The sequence below is a fragment of the Rhizobium sp. T1470 genome, from assembly GCF_042140505.1.
In the GTDB taxonomy this organism is placed as follows: domain Bacteria; phylum Pseudomonadota; class Alphaproteobacteria; order Rhizobiales; family Rhizobiaceae; genus Rhizobium; species Rhizobium favelukesii.
The window spans coordinates 871,591-886,400 of record NZ_CP148091.1 but is presented as its reverse complement, the minus strand read 5'-3'; the positions used below and the strand labels follow the sequence as shown (position 1 = coordinate 886,400).

At 62.6% G+C, this 14,810-nt stretch carries 11 protein-coding genes and 1 pseudogene; 6 read left to right on the top strand and 6 right to left on the bottom strand.

Annotation, left to right across the window (positions count from 1 at the left end; genetic code table 11):
• Window positions 1–41 precede the first annotated feature (41 nt).
• Window positions 42–542, top strand: a complete 501-nt coding sequence (locus WGT02_RS04445) for a MarR family winged helix-turn-helix transcriptional regulator (protein WP_024313093.1) — start codon at window positions 42–44, stop codon at window positions 540–542.
• Window positions 543–660: 118 nt separating this feature from the next.
• Here the strand turns inward: WGT02_RS04445 and WGT02_RS04440 are convergent, their stop codons facing one another.
• From WGT02_RS04440 to WGT02_RS04425, 4 genes and pseudogenes are all read right to left on the bottom strand, one after another.
• Complete coding sequence (locus WGT02_RS04440) at window positions 661–876, bottom strand: hypothetical protein (RefSeq protein ID WP_024313094.1); 216 nt, start codon at window positions 874–876, stop codon at window positions 661–663.
• Window positions 877–1,150: 274 nt separating this feature from the next.
• Window positions 1,151–4,969 carry a peptidoglycan-binding protein gene (locus WGT02_RS04435; RefSeq protein ID WP_208248887.1) on the bottom strand — a complete coding sequence of 1,273 codons (3,819 nt, stop codon included), beginning with the start codon at window positions 4,967–4,969 and terminating at the stop codon, window positions 1,151–1,153.
• A gap of 343 nt (window positions 4,970–5,312) precedes the next feature.
• Window positions 5,313–5,958: pseudogene (locus WGT02_RS04430) on the bottom strand (SDR family oxidoreductase).
• Window positions 5,959–6,029: 71 nt separating this feature from the next.
• Window positions 6,030–6,488, bottom strand: a complete 459-nt coding sequence (locus tag WGT02_RS04425) for an Lrp/AsnC family transcriptional regulator (protein WP_024313097.1) — start codon at window positions 6,486–6,488, stop codon at window positions 6,030–6,032.
• Window positions 6,489–6,609: 121 nt separating this feature from the next.
• Between WGT02_RS04425 and WGT02_RS04420 the strand changes: the two genes are divergently transcribed.
• On the top strand, window positions 6,610–7,893 hold the full coding sequence (locus WGT02_RS04420; RefSeq protein ID WP_024313098.1) for a cystathionine gamma-synthase family protein: 1,284 nt from the start codon (window positions 6,610–6,612) through the stop codon (window positions 7,891–7,893).
• Between the two features lie 13 nt (window positions 7,894–7,906).
• Here the strand turns inward: WGT02_RS04420 and WGT02_RS04415 are convergent, their stop codons facing one another.
• Together WGT02_RS04415 and WGT02_RS04410 are read right to left on the bottom strand one after the other, a co-directional pair.
• Complete coding sequence (locus tag WGT02_RS04415; protein WP_024313099.1) at window positions 7,907–8,278, bottom strand: hypothetical protein; 372 nt, start codon at window positions 8,276–8,278, stop codon at window positions 7,907–7,909.
• Between the two features lie 287 nt (window positions 8,279–8,565).
• On the bottom strand, window positions 8,566–9,039 hold the full coding sequence (locus WGT02_RS04410; RefSeq protein WP_208248893.1) for a VOC family protein: 474 nt from the start codon (window positions 9,037–9,039) through the stop codon (window positions 8,566–8,568).
• A 205-nt stretch (window positions 9,040–9,244) separates the two neighbouring features.
• On the opposite strand from WGT02_RS04410, the gene WGT02_RS04405 reads away from it, so the two are divergent.
• The 4 genes from WGT02_RS04405 to WGT02_RS04390 are packed head-to-tail and all read left to right on the top strand — an operon-like array spanning window position 9,245 to window position 14,755.
• Window positions 9,245–11,041, top strand: coding sequence for an acyl-CoA dehydrogenase C-terminal domain-containing protein (locus WGT02_RS04405; RefSeq protein WP_208248896.1), 1,797 nt, complete (start codon window positions 9,245–9,247; stop codon window positions 11,039–11,041).
• A 37-nt stretch (window positions 11,042–11,078) separates the two neighbouring features.
• Window positions 11,079–12,287 carry an acetyl-CoA C-acetyltransferase gene (locus WGT02_RS04400; protein ID WP_208248899.1) on the top strand — a complete coding sequence of 403 codons (1,209 nt, stop codon included), beginning with the start codon at window positions 11,079–11,081 and terminating at the stop codon, window positions 12,285–12,287.
• A 25-nt stretch (window positions 12,288–12,312) separates the two neighbouring features.
• On the top strand, window positions 12,313–12,504 hold the full coding sequence (locus WGT02_RS04395) for a hypothetical protein (RefSeq protein WP_208248902.1): 192 nt from the start codon (window positions 12,313–12,315) through the stop codon (window positions 12,502–12,504).
• A gap of 34 nt (window positions 12,505–12,538) precedes the next feature.
• Entirely contained in the window at window positions 12,539–14,755 is a 2,217-nt protein-coding gene (locus tag WGT02_RS04390) for a 3-hydroxyacyl-CoA dehydrogenase NAD-binding domain-containing protein (protein ID WP_208248905.1), read from the top strand.
• The last annotated feature ends 55 nt before the right edge of the window (window positions 14,756–14,810 follow it).

The window sequence follows — 14,810 nt, the reverse complement described above, 5'->3', positions numbered from 1 at the left end:
CAGCTCTTTGCAAGGCCGCTCGACTATGACAATATGTTGTCATGCTCGACGAAATACATAAGCGACAACATGTTGTCAACCAAAATCGCCCGAAGCGGAGCGCCGAAGGCGATGCCTTCTCGCTGTTCGCTATCACCGCATTGCGGCTCGCCGGCCGGCTGACCGCCGCCGGCGACGACTTGGCGAGGCCGGCCGGGCAGACGAGCGCCCGCTGGCAGGTGCTTGCGGGTGCTCAAAGCGGAACGCATTCCGTCGCACAGATCGCCCGGCTGCTTGGGGTTGCCCGGCAGGGCGTACAACGGCTGGCGGATACGCTGGAGGCTGACAGGCTGATCAGCTACGTCGACAATCCGCAGCATCGGCGCGCCAAGCTGGTAAAATTGACGAATGAAGGCGATGCCCGCCTCGCCGCGATCGAGGCAGCGCAGGCAGACTGGGCCGACAGGCTCGGACAGTCTTTCACCCCCGCGGAGCTCGAGGCAGCCCGAGCCGTGATGACCCGACTGATCGAAACCCTCGATGCGGAAACCGGCAAGGCATAGGCCCGCTTCACCGTCCAATCGGCCTGAAGCAATTTGCCTATGGAGATCTGCTGGAAAAGACGCGAGCAGTCGCCGGGTTTATCCTTCACGCCGGCCACTGCGTGCAAACCAATGTGAACTAGGTCTCCTGGCCGGCCTGCAGGCTGCCGGCGTTCATCGAGGCTGCATGCGCTTCAAGGATGGCAGCGGCTATGACTTTCTGAAGCTCGTAAACCAATGTGCGCGACCGCTTGCGATCCAGATCCTGCGCCGCCTTCGCAAGATTCAATCCCTCATTGAGGACTATATGGTGCGCTCGCGTCAGCGCCCAACTCTCAATATCAAGACCTATCATTCGGAATCTCCGCCAAATCATTCAGCATCAAAGACATTCACGAATCACGACACGCAGAGCACTCACGCAGCAAGAAGAATCATAGTTGCAATATTTTGCAAATAGGATTTTCGGAAAAACGCCCGCCCGGTGCGAAATTTATTCTGCTTGAGTCCCGCGCGCGGGAGACTCGAGCTTTCGGCCGCTTACGCTGCCTCAAGGGACATCCGACGGACCCCTGCAGGACTGCACATCGATCCCCACGCGCGGCATGGGAGATCGCAACAAGCTCTGATCAGACCTTGGTGGCAGGCCCCTTGTTGCGCTCCAGCAAAGCCTTCACCGTAACGTCGTTGATCTTGCCGCTGGGCTCCTGGCCGATCGACTTCTGGAAGTTCTTGATCGCCGCGACGGTCTTCGCGCCCATCTCGCCGTCCGGCTGGCCGGCGTCGAAGCCGTTGTTGTTGAGGATAGCCTGGATGTTGCGGATCGCCTTCTTCATGTCGACGGTCGAGGTCTTGGTGGCATTGCCGACCCATTCATCGGGGACGTCCACGCCATTCGCCTTGCTATCGAGCGGTGCAGCCTTCCAGAGATCGGCCTTGGCGCGCGCCGTCTGCAACTGATCCGGCTTCATGGCGTTGGCGACCTCGTCACGCTTCTGTGACGCGTCCTTGTCACCGCCCTTGGCGGCAATCGCGAACCACCTGTAGGACTCGGTCAGATCCTGCGCGACGCCATTGCCGCGGGCGCAAAGGATCGCCAGATTGAACTGGCTGTCGGTGATGCCGAGATTGGCCGCCTTGACGAACCAGTCTGCAGCCGCCTTGTAGTCCTGCTGGCCAAGCGCGCCGGAGGCGTAGAGCACGGCGAGATTGTGCATCGCGCTGGCGTTGCCCTGGTTTGCCGCCTGCTCGTAATACTGCTTCGCTTTGGCGATATCGCGATCGATACCTGTGCCCTTCTCGTAAATGTTGCCGAGACGGTATTCGGCCTGCGCGAAGCCCTTATCCGCAGCGAGCTGATACCAGCTTATCGCCTCCTTTGGATCGACGGTGATGCCGGCGCGGCCTTCGCTATAGCGCGCGCCGATCTCAAAGAGCGCCAACGCATCGCCGCTCTTGGCGGCATCGGCGAGCGACTTCGGCTGCACGACATCGGGAATGGCAATACCTGCTGTTTCCGTGGCCGGGGCGGCGGGCGCAGTGGCCATGGCGGCGGTCACCGGGGCCGTATCCTTTGCGACGAAGCCGGATGCGTCCTGCGAGGTGCCGGACGGCGCGAGCGGGGCGGCCGCATCGCCATTCAGTGGTGCGGTTGCCGTCAAGTGGTCGGGCGCTGCCGGCGCGGGTATCGGATCGGCGCTTGCAAGCGGCGCGATCGGGGCTTTTGCGGCAGGGACTTCCGGAGCGGTCGCTTCGGCCTGATCCGGTGCCGTTTCGCTGTCGGGCGGCAAGGCATTGCTGGACGAATCCGTTAGTACAGCAACTTCGGCGGACGGCGCCGGTTGGCCGCTTGTCAGCGTGCGGGCAAGCGGGAACGCCATGATCGCCAGCAGCACGGCACCGACGGCAAGCAGGATCGGACGGCGGAAGCGCGAGAAAGCACTACCCTTCACCGCATCCTTGTCCTTTGCCTTCTTCTCGGCCTTGACGGGCTGCGGCTTTGCGCTCGGTTCGGTTTCCAGCGCCGCGGCTTGTGCGGCGCGGCGGGCAGCAGCAATGTAGTCGGCGCGCTCGTTTTCGGTCGCCGGTTTGACGTTCGTCCGCACAGAGTTCTGGCTGGCACGCACACGCTCCAGGATCTTCTTGATGTCCGGCGCACCCGAGCCCGGCTCAAGCGGCTCATTGGCGGCTTCTGGCGGCATCACGTCGACGGGATCGATGGAAGGAGCAGGATCAATAAGCGTGCGTTCAGCGGCAGCGGTCTCCACCTTTGCCTTCTTGCTCGGCAGTAGACGCTTGCCGAGGCCCGCAAGCAGGCTGCCCTTCGAGGGACCTGCAGAAGATGCCGGCTTCGTCGCCGCCTCGATTGCGATCGCACTGGTGTCGGTTGCGGCCATGACTGGCACGGCGGGCGCCTCTTCGGCGACCTCGAGCTGACGGCTCGCCGGGGCGCGGGTTCCAAACACCGCCGGCTTCTGCGCGTCGTCGGCGCCGGCCTGCATCATCGCATAGGTATCGACTGCGAATTCGACATCGGCGGCCGGCATCCTCGGCGCCGGCCTTGCGACAGCGCGGTCTTCCATAGTGTCCAACCGCTCGGCGATCTGGACCAGCGTTTCGTGCAGGGCCTGAAAGGTCCTGTGCGTGCGCTCGTCGCTGCTGCGGCTGAGGTCCTCGAGCTGGCGCAAGTCTTCGGCAAGCGCATTGAGCGCCGACATATCAGCCGCAGCCGGCGCACCGCCCTGCAGAGCGCCGCTTCTCGCATAGGCCTCCACCACCGCTTCGGCCGCCTGGCGGGCAGCCTCGATGATATATTCGTCGCTGGTCGCCATGTAGTCTTCGATCGCGCCCATGCGGCGGTCGAACTCCGCCGGCAGCTCGGCCGCGGGCCGCGGTTCGCTCATCAGCGCCGACAGGTTTGCGATCTGGTCTTCGAGGTTCTTCAGCGCATATGGATCGGCCGCCGATGCCGCGGTGCTTTCCTCCAGGCGCGCGACGATATCGCCGAGCCGACTTTCGATGCGGCGGAAAGCGCTATCGTCCACGGGAGCGGCGACGGGCTGAAGCGGCTGGAAATCCATCTCGTCGATGCGGCGCGCCAGATAGTCAAGGCGCTGCGCGAGGGCGTCGTTGACCGAGCCGACCTCGAGCGCGTCGATCTTGCGCGAGATGTCGGCAAGCGCGCCCGTCAACTCCGGCTGCGGCGCAGCCTTGTGGCTCCGCTCGAGCAGAAAGGACAGGTGCTCCAGGCGCTCGTCGAGGCGCGAGGTGGCCTCGGCATTCGCGAGTTCCTCGACGCGCAGCGTCAGGGTTTCAAGCCGGTCCGCCAGGCCATCGGCCGGCGCCGCGCGGCTCGCGACGCTGTGGCCCATCATATCGATCTGTTCGCCCAGGGCGTTGAGGCGGCCTTCGAGGCGATGCATCATGGCCGGATCGCCGCTGGCGGCGGTGCGACCGGTTGCCGCGATGGCGCGGCTGATTTCGTCGAGGCGGCTATCCATCGCCGCAAACTGCTCGGCCATCGCTCGGTCGTGCGGCTGGATCATGCTGCCGAACTGCTCCATCGCCGTCGCGATGGAGATAAGCTTGTCTTCCAGCGCCCGCACGGCCGGGCTTTCGCCCATGCCGCCGATATGGCGCTTGATGTCGTCGAGCCGGTAGGCAAACGCCACGAGCTCTTCCTGCAGGCCGGCCGTGTCGAGTGCATGCAGCTGGTGCTCGAAACCGTCCCAGCGGGTCTCCATGTGACGAATTGAATCTTCGCGTGCGAGCCCGTCCATCAGCGAGCGCAGCTCTTCGAACTCGCCGCGCAACCCTTGCACCTCAGGCACATTGGAGTGACCGGCAAGCTGATCGATGCTACTCGCAAGGCGGCTCATGTCGGCGCGGATGTCATCGGCGAAGCGGCGGTCCTCCGCCCCGACCTTGATGCTGCGGATCTCTTCGCGCAGCGCGTTCATTTCGCGCGTCACGCCCTCAGAGATGTCGCGCTTCAGGTCCTGGCGAAGATTGACGAGCGCCTGCGCGATCTCGGTCATGGTGTCTTCAGCAACGCGGTAGGCCGGTTGTGGCGCGGCCGGCTGCGCAGCGGCGGAACGCGGCGCGTGTTCGCCAACCGGGAGCGGCGCACGCGAAGAGGCTGGCTGCTCGCGCGTGTAGGATGCGGGCTCGCGCAGCGGCGGGCGTTCGCGGCTCGCCTCCAGAATGCGCTGGCGCTGGCGAATTTCAGCGAAGGGATCCGGCCGCGCTTCGGCGCCATGAGGTGCGCGGGCGGCATAAGGATCAGCGTAGCTCTCGCGCTCCGGCGCCGGGGGGCGCTGGCGCTGGTCGCGGGCACCAGTGCCGATCAGCCCCTCGATCCTCGCCTCCAGACCTTCGATGGTGCGGTTCAGCGCATCGAGCGACGCCCTGTCGGAATGCCGTGGGGAATTTGATCGCGATCCGTTCATCTTCTTGCTCGCTTCGTCTGTCCGAACCCTCGTCAGGGCCGATCATTGGCTTTTCCGTCAGCGCCGCATTGGGATGCGGACGAGAGCACCGTTCATGAAGGGATAATCAACTAGACTTTCCGCAACCTGTACGGCGTAGCGGCATCCCATGAAACGCGAGACTGAAAAAAGGAATGCAAGTCGCCAATGCTCAGTCGGTACCTTTCGCGAAACGTGGTAAACAACCCGTTAACCGGTGTGAGATTTTTTTAACTTTTCAGGATTTTCAGCCGGTTTCCGTGCTGAAACCGGCCGACACCGCTCCGCGTGCAACCGCAGGCGGCAACTGCATGTTAGGCCAATATCAGAACGATTCCGTCCACGGCCGCACCTCGATTTCCTGCGACCAGGCGCTCCTGTGCTGCAACAGCACATCGATGTAGCTCTGCGCAATGGCATCGGGATCGAGCGTCGAATCCGGCTTGGCCGGCTCTTCCCGACGCGTCTTCGAACGGATGGCGCCGTCGATGATGACGTGAGCGACGTGAATTCCCTTCGGCCCCAGCTCGCGGGCAGCGCTCTGGGCAAGGCCGCGAAGCGCGAACTTGCCCATGGCAAAGGCGGCGGACTGAGCATATCCCTTGATGCTCGCCGTCGCCCCGGTAAACAGGATCGCGCCACGCCCATGCGGAATCATGCGCTTTGCGGCCTGCTGGCTGACCAGGAAGCCGCCATAGGCGCTAATTGCAATTGCCTGTTCGACAGCCCCGGGGTCGAGCTCGGTCAAAGGACCGCGCAGGCGGCCACTGGCGTTATAGACGACGACCTCAGGATCACCGATGACACTCGCGACGTCGTCAAAGAGCGCAGCGACGGAAGCCGGCTGCGCGGCATCCGCGGCAAAGGTCCTTGCACCGGTTTCGCCGGCGAGTTCGCTCAGCTTGTCGACGTTGCGCGCCGCCAGGGCCTGCACCGACGATAAGAGCCGAGCTGTAAGGAAACTGGGTCATGCCTGTCGTCCTCCGGATCGATGTCGCCGAAACCTAAGCCGCAGAATACGCCTCAAGTTTGCCTGCCGATACTACACCCGCCGCGCCTTGATAGTGTTCATCACGAAGCTGGTCTCGATCGTATCGACGCATTTCAGCCGGGCAATCTTTTCCTTGATGAAACGCTCATAGTCCTCGAGGCCAGAACTCATCACCTTCAGCACATAGTCGCGCGACCCGGTCACCAGATGGCATTCGATCACCTCGTCCCATCCGCGAACAGCGCTCTCGAACATCTCAATCTCGTCCTCATGCTGGCGGCTGAGCCGAATGGATGCCAGCGCCGTCATCGTCCAGCCGTCGACGGCTGGATCGACGAGCGTCGTGTATCCCTGGATAATCTCCGCATCCTCCAGTCGGCGCAGGCGACGAAGACAGGCAGAGGCGGAAAGCCCGACGCGTTCGGCGAGCTCGTTGTTCGCAAGCCGGGCATCGCCTATCAATTCCTTGAGGATTTTCCGATCCATATCGTCAGCAATTTTCTGCGTCATAATTCCACATTCTCCGCAATAAGTTGCTTTAGAGAGCATAGGCGCGCAGCAAATAGCAAGAACAGTCCTCGCGTTCTGATATAATTTGCGGGCATCACGCGCACCTCTTGAGGAGACGACAATGACCGCACCGCACCCCTCCAAGACGCATATCGGCAACCATGCCCTGCATCCCGAAACGCAGATGCTGAACTATGGCTACGACCCGGAACTGTCGGAAGGGGCGGTGAAGCCGCCGGTGTTCCTGACATCAACATTCGTCTTCAAATCCGCCGAGGACGGTCGGGATTTCTTCGACTACGTGTCCGGCCGAAAGGAACCACCCGCCGGTAAGGGTGCGGGGCTCGTCTATTCCCGGTTCAATCATCCCAACAGCGAAATCGTCGAAGACCGGCTTGCCGTCTATGAACGTACTGAAAGCTCAGCCCTCTTCTCATCCGGCATGTCGGCAATCGCCACGACGCTGCTGGCCTTCGTGCGCCCGGGCGACGCGATCCTGCATTCCCAGCCGCTGTACGGCGGAACGGAGACACTGCTGGCAAAGACGTTCCTCAATCTCGGCGTTGCGGCTGTCGGCTTCGCCGATGGCGTCAGCGAAGCGTCGGTCCAGGCTGCCGCCGAAGAAGCCATGGCCAAGGGCCGGGTGTCGGTGATCCTTGTCGAGACGCCTGCCAATCCGACAAACAGCCTCGTCGACGTCGCGATGATCCGTCGCGTCGCCGATATGATCGGTAGGAAACAGGGACACACGCCCATTATCGCCTGCGACAACACGCTGCTCGGCCCGGTCTTTCAGCGGCCAATCGAACACGGCGCTGACATCTCGCTTTACTCGCTGACCAAATATGTGGGCGGCCATTCCGATCTGATCGCAGGCGCGGCCCTCGGCTCGAAGGCCGTCATGAAGCAGGTCAAGGCGCTGCGCGGTGCCATCGGCACGCAGCTTGACCCGCACTCCTGCTGGATGCTTGGCCGTTCGCTGGAAACGCTGCAGATCCGCATGGAGCGGGCCAACAACAACGCCCGCGTCGTCGCCGACTTCCTGCGCGAGCATCCCAAGGTCGCGGGGATTCACTACCTGCCCTATCACGACGCCAATTCGCCAGTCGGGCGCACCTTCGCGGCGCAGTGCAGCGGTGCGGGATCGACCTTCTCGTTCGATATCGTCGGCGGCCAACCGGCGTCCTTCAAATTCCTGAATGCCTTGCAGATCTTCAAGCTGGCGGTCAGCCTGGGCGGCACGGAATCGCTCGCCAGCCATCCCGCAACGATGACGCACTCCGGCGTGCCGGCCGACGTCCGCCAGCGGATCGGCGTGCTGGAATCGACCATCCGCCTGTCAATCGGCATCGAGCATCCGGACGATCTCGTCGCCGATCTGCAACAGGCGCTGGACGCGGCGTGAATTTGGCGGCGGCTCAGGCGGCCGCCGTTTCCCTCACATCGTCGAGCAGGAAATGCACGACGATATATTTCGTCGTGTAGTGGCGGCCACTCTCGGAAACATTGTCGACGCTGCCGCCGTCGGCGGGGTGCCAGCGATGGTAGTGCGGACTGGTGGTGATCAGCGTGATCGCCTTGCCCGCCATCCTGCCGTCGAGCCGGTAGCGCATTTCCGCCAGCGGCCAGATGCGCTCGTAGTCTTCCATCGGAATGCAGACCTTCAGGGCCTTGCGGCTGACCGCTTCGCTGCGCGTGCCGTCCTCATGCTCCACCGCCGGCAGTTCCAGCGTGACTTCCTCGGCTCCGTCGAGAATGGAATTGAACTCTTCCGGCCACATCCGTCTCATAAATTCGCTCCTCCCAGGCTCTTTTCGTCAGTCTGCATATGAAGTCTAGCGCGTCTTCGTTCGGACGCAACCCAGATGCGACAACTGTACGACATCAGCGGCCCGGCCGGTGGCCGCCCTGACCCTTCGAGGCTTCGGCGGAGCACCCCGGGATGGGGACGGAGCGGTGCAGCGCAATAGAGGAAATCGCCGCCCTCATCCTGAGGTGCCTCGAGGGACGAGGGCGGGTGATTGCAAGGATGACGGAGCGACGGCTGCGCATTGCTTTTCAGCCCGCGACCCGCATCTCACCGATACGCTTGCTCGAGCTTCGCGATATCGAGTTTGACCATGTCGAGCATGACTTCGGTGACGCGCTTGGCGCGCTCGCGGTCCGGACCGGAAATCATCTCGATCAGCACCCGCGGAACGATCTGCCAGGAGAGGCCCCAGCGATCCTTCAGCCAGCCGCACTGCTCTTCCACCCCGCCGTTATCGAGGAACGCGTTCCATATCCTGTCGATCTCCGCCTGCGTTTCGCATTCGACCGAGATCGAGAAGGCGTGGTTGAAGGCATCGAGTGGTCCCGCCTGCATTGCCACGAAATCCTGATCTCCGAGCTTGAAGTCGATGATCTTGACGCTGCCCGGGGGGCCGCTCGGCGTTTCGGCCGGAAGGATGGTTATGCCCCCCATGGACGAATTTGGAATCGTCGCCACATAGAATTCGACGGCTTCCTGCACTTCCTTCTCGAACCACAGATTCGAACTGACCTTGAGCATGGATGTCCTCCTCGTTGCTGCTCTGACGAAATGTTCGACAGCCCCAGGACGTTCCCGACCGGCCATTCCCGACACTGCAGTCACACGATCATCATCACAAATTCGAGGACCGACGAAATTTGACGTTTACGCAAACGTCAATATTTTGTAAGAGACTCTCAAATGCTGGTCTGGTCCGGCGTGCCGAATTGGAGGAATTCGAACGATGCCAGTCTACAAGGCCCCGGTTAACGACACGCTCTTCGTGCTGAACGACGTGCTCGGCCTGGAACGCTACAACAATCTCCCGGGGTTTGCCGATGCGACGCCTGACATGGTCGAAGCGATCCTCGGCGAGGCAGCGAAGGTTGCAGAGGAAGTGCTCTTCCCGCTGAACCACTCCGGTGACCAAGAAGGCTGCGTGCGCCACGAGGACGGCTCGGTTTCCGTTCCAAAGGGCTTCAAGGACGGCTATGACGCCTATTGCCAGGGCGGCTGGACCGGGCTTGCCGTTCCCGAGGAATTTGGCGGCCAGGGCCTTCCATATGCACTGCATGCTGCCGTCGGCGAATATACCTCTGCCGCCAACATGTCGCTGATGATGTATCCAGGGCTAACCCAGGGTGCAATCGCCGCGATCCTTGTCCATGGCTCGGACGAGCAGAAGCAGACCTATCTGCCGAAGATGGTTTCTGGCGAATGGTCCGGCACCATGAACCTGACCGAGCCCCATTGCGGCACCGATCTCGGCCTCTTGCGCACCAAGGCCGTGCCGCAGGCCGATGGCAGCTATAAGCTATCGGGCCAGAAGATCTTCATCTCCGCCGGCGAGCACGGTATGACGGACAATATCGTGCATCTGGTACTTGCGCGCATCGAAGGCGCGCCCGAGGGCACCAAGGGCATTTCGCTATTCATCGTGCCGAAGTTCATGGTCACGGCCGATGGCACGCCCGGCGAGCGCAACGCTGTCTCCTGCGGTGCGATCGAGCACAAGATGGGCATTCACGGCAACGCCACCTGCGTCATGAACTATGACGAGGCGACCGGCTTCCTCATCGGCGCCGAGAACAAGGGCCTTAGCGCCATGTTCGTGATGATGAACGAGGCGCGTCTCAGCGTCGGCCTGCAGGGACTGGCAATCTCTGAAATTGCCTATCAGAACGCGGTCAACTATGCCCGCGAGCGAATCCAGGGGCGCTCGCTCTCCGGCCCGAAGGCGCCGGACAAGAAAGCCGACCCGATCATCGTGCATCCCGACATTCGTCGCTCGCTGATGACGATCCGCGCCTTCAACGAGGCGGGCCGCGCCTTCCTGCTCTGGACGGCGCTGAAATCCGACATCGCCCACCGCTCGGCGGACGAGAAGGACCGCCAGACGGCCGATGACATTCTCGGCCTCGTCACCCCGATCCTAAAGGGGGTTCTGACCGACAAGGGCTTCGACCACGCCGTCATGGCCCAGCAGGTCTTCGGCGGCCACGGCTATATCGAAGAGCATGGCATGAGCCAGTATGTGCGCGATGCCCGCATCGCCATGATCTACGAAGGCGCCAATGGCATTCAGGCGCTCGATCTCGTCGGCCGCAAGCTCGGCCAGAACGGCGGTCGCGCCGTCATGGCCCTCTTCAAGGAAATCGGTGATTTCTGCGAGGAGAACCGCAACGACGAGCAGATGACCTTCTTCACCAAGAACCTGAAGAAGGGGTTGAACGACGTGCAGGCGGCGACCATGTGGTTCATGCAGCACGCCATGGCCAAGCCCGACAATGCCGGCGCCGGTTCGACCGACTACATGCACCTCTTCGGCATCGTGGTGCTCGGCTACATGTGGGCGAAGATGGCGAAGGCCGCCGAGGATGGCCTTGCGAACGGCGACAGCCCGCGCGAAAGCTACCTTCGCAACAAGCTCGTCACAGCCCGCTTCTTCATGGAGCGTATCATGCCGGAAACGGCCCTGCGTAAGGCCCGCATCGAGACCGGCGCAGAGACGATGATGACCTTGGCCGCCGAGGCCTTTTGAGTTCAACGGCGCCCGACGCCGATAGGGAGATAGAGGAATGACCGAGGTTTTCATTTACGACCACGTGCGCACCCCGCGCGGCCGTGGCAAGAAGGACGGTTCGCTGCACGAGGTACCGTCGGTGCGGCTTGCCGCCAAGACGCTCGAGGCGATCCGCGACCGCAATGGACTCGATACGTCTGAGGTAGACGACATCATCATGGGCTGCGTCGATCCTGTCATGGAAGCCGGCGCGGTCATCCCGCGCGGCGCTGCCTTCGAGGCCGGCTATTCCACCAAGGCGCCGGGCATGCAGATCTCGCGCTTCTGCGCATCCGGCCTCGATGCTGTGAATTTCGGCGCCGCCAAGATCGCGCAAGGCGCCGACGACATCGTCATTGCCGGCGGCGTCGAAATCATGTCGCGCGTCGGCCTCGGCATGTCGGGCGGCGCCTGGTTCATGGATCCGTCGGTGAACTTCCCGGCCTATTTCATGCCGCAGGGCGTCTCGGCCGATCTCATCGCCACCAAGTACGGTTTTTCGCGCGACGACGTCGATGCCTATGCGGTCGAGAGCCAGAAGCGCGCGGCCAACGCCTGGGATAAGGGCTATTTCAAGAATTCCGTCATCCCGGTCAAGGACCAGAACGGCCTGATGATCCTTGATCATGACGAGCACATGCGCCCAGGCACGGACATGCAGGCGCTGGCAAGCCTCAACCCGTCCTTCCAGATGCCGGGCGAAATGGGCGGCTTCGAGGCCGTCGCGATCCAGGCTCATCCGGAGGTCGAGCGCCTCACCTACGTCCACCACGCCGGCAATTCTTCCGGCATCGTCGACGGCGCGGCCGCCGTGCTCCTTGGCTCGAAGGCGGGCGGCGAGAGCATGGGGCTGAAGCCCCGCTGTCGCATCAAGGCCTTCGCCAATATCGGCTCCGACCCGGCGCTGATGCTGACCGGCCCTGTCGACGTCACCGAGAAGCTCCTGAAACGATCAGGCATGACACTTGCCGACATCGATCTCTTCGAACTCAATGAAGCCTTCGCCGCCGTCGTGCTGCGCTACATGCAGGCCTTCGACATCGCGCATGACAAGATCAACGTCAACGGCGGCGCCATCGCGATGGGCCATCCGCTCGGCGCCACCGGCGCGATGATCCTCGGCACGGTGCTGGACGAACTGGAGCGGCGCGACCTCAACACCGCGCTCGTCACCCTCTGCATCGGTGCCGGCATGGGCACGGCGACCATCATCGAACGCGTCTAAGGGGCTGCCGAGCGGAGAGCACCCAATGAGCCAGAACGAGACAGAACGCCACTTCGAACTTCGAAATCTGGATAAGGACATGGAAAAAGCTTCGGCCGAGGCATCCCATGTCAATCCGAAGGAGCACGCACGGCGACTGCGGGGCGAAAACCGCTTCCTGCTGCTGTTCCTCGTCCTGGTCCTTGGCGTGAGCTGCTATCCGCTCGGCGTCTTCTGAAAGCCTGGGAAATTTAGGGAAGAGGAAATCCCCAATGAGCACCTACACCAATTTCACCGTCGAAACCGACGCGGACGGCATCGCCCTTGTCACCTGGGACATGCCCGGCAAATCCATGAACGTCTTCACCGAGGCGGTGATGGACGAGCTTAACGCCATCGTCGACGCCGTGGTCGCCGATGGCGCCGTCAAGGGCGCGGTCATCACCTCGGGCAAGTCGAGCTTCTCAGGTGGCGCGGACCTCTCGATGATCAAGTCGATGTTCTCCCTCTACCAGCAGGAGAAGGCCGCCAACCCCGATGGCGCCGCGCAAAAACTCTTCGATCTCGTCGGCCGCATGACCGGCCTCTTCCGCAAGATCGAAACATCGGGGAAGCCGTGGGTTTCGGCGATCAACGGCACCTGCATGGGCGGCGCTTTCGAGATGTCGCTCGCCTGCCATGGCCGCATCGCCTCGAATGCCAAGTCAGTGAAGATCGCGCTGCCCGAGGTCAAGGTCGGCATCTTCCCGGGTGCGGGCGGCACGCAGCGCGTTTCTCGACTGGCGGATGCGCAGTCGGCCCTACAGATGATGACGACAGGCCAGTCGCTGACGGCCGCCCGCGCCAGGGCGATGAACCTCGTCCATCAAGTGGTCGAGCCGGATCAACTGATCCCCGCCGCCAAGCAGATGATCAAGGACGGCCTGAAGCCCGTCGCACCCTGGGACGAGAAGGGCTTCAAGGCTCCGGGCGGCGGCATCTGGACGCCAGCGGCGGCCCAGCTCTGGCCTGCTGCTCCCGCCATCCTGCGCCGCGAGACGTCAGGCAACTATCCGGCGGCGCTCGCCATCCTCAAATGCGTCTACGAGGGCCTGCAGGTGCCCTTCGATACGGGTCTGAAGATCGAACAGCGCTATTTCACCGAGATACTGCAGACCAACGAAGCTTTTTCGATGATCCGCTCGCTCTTCATCTCCATGCAGGAGCTCGCCAAAGGGGCCCGCCGCCCCACTGGCGTTGCAAAGACGGAGTTGAAGAAGGTGGGTGTCGTCGGCGCCGGTTTCATGGGAGCCTCGATCGCCTATGTGACCGCCGCCGCCGGCATCCCCGTCACCCTGATCGACCGCGACATCGAAGCGGCGACAAAGGGCAAAAACGTCGGCGAAGGCCTCGTGAAAGACTCAATCGGTAAGGGACGTCTTACGCAAGACGAGGGCGCGGCACTGCTTTCCCGCATCACGCCCTCCGCCGACTATGCCGACCTGAAGGACGCTGATCTCGTCATCGAAGCCGTGTTCGAGGACCGCGAGGTCAAGAAGGCCGTCATCGAGGCCGTTGAAGCGGTATTGCCTGATGGCGCCATCTTCGCCTCCAACACCTCGACCCTACCGATCACGGGCCTTGCCAAAAACTCCAAACGACCGGCTGATTTCCTCGGCGTGCATTTCTTCTCGCCGGTCGAGAAGATGATGCTGACGGAAGTCATTCTCGGCAAGGAGACCGGCGACAAGGCGCTGGCCGTCGCGCTCGACTACGTTGCCGCCATCAAGAAAACGCCTGTGGTCGTCAACGACACGCGCGGCTTCTTCGTCAACCGCTGCGTCTTCCGCTATATCCACGAAGCCTATGACATGCTGATCGAGGGCGTGCCGCCCGTCATGATCGAGAATGCCGCCAAGATGGCCGGCATGCCGGTCGGTCCGCTGTCCTTGAACGACGAGGTGGCGATCGACCTCTCGCAGAAGATCCTGAAAGCCACCGTCGCCGATCTCGGCGAAGCCGCCGTCGATGCGAAGCACATGGCGCTGATCAATAAAATGGTTGACGAGTTCGATCGCCGTGGCCGCAAGAACGGCAAGGGCTTCTACGACTATCCGGCAAAACCGGCCAAGAAGTCGCTTTGGCCGGAGCTGAAGACCTTCTACCCGCAGAAGAAGGCCGAAGAGGTCGATGTCGAGGTGCTGAAGCAGCGCTTCCTCGTCACCATCGCGCTGGAAGCCGCCCGCACCATCGAGGAAGGCATCGTCACCGATCCGCGCGAAGCAGACGTCGGCTCCATCCTCGGCTTCGGCTTCGCCCCCTACACCGGCGGGGTGCTCTCCTATATCGACGGCATGGGCGTGAAGGCCTTCGTGGCGCTCTGTGATAGACTCTCGGCAGCCTATGGGGCGCACTTCAAGCCGACGGCACTGCTGAAGGACATGGCCGCCCAGGGCGAGACCTTCTACGGGCGCTTCGACCCGTACGCGAAGGAGAAGGAGGCGGCGTGAGCCGCCTCTGGGTATCACGCGGTTGCGTGGCCAGACCGTGTTGCGGCCTCGTGGA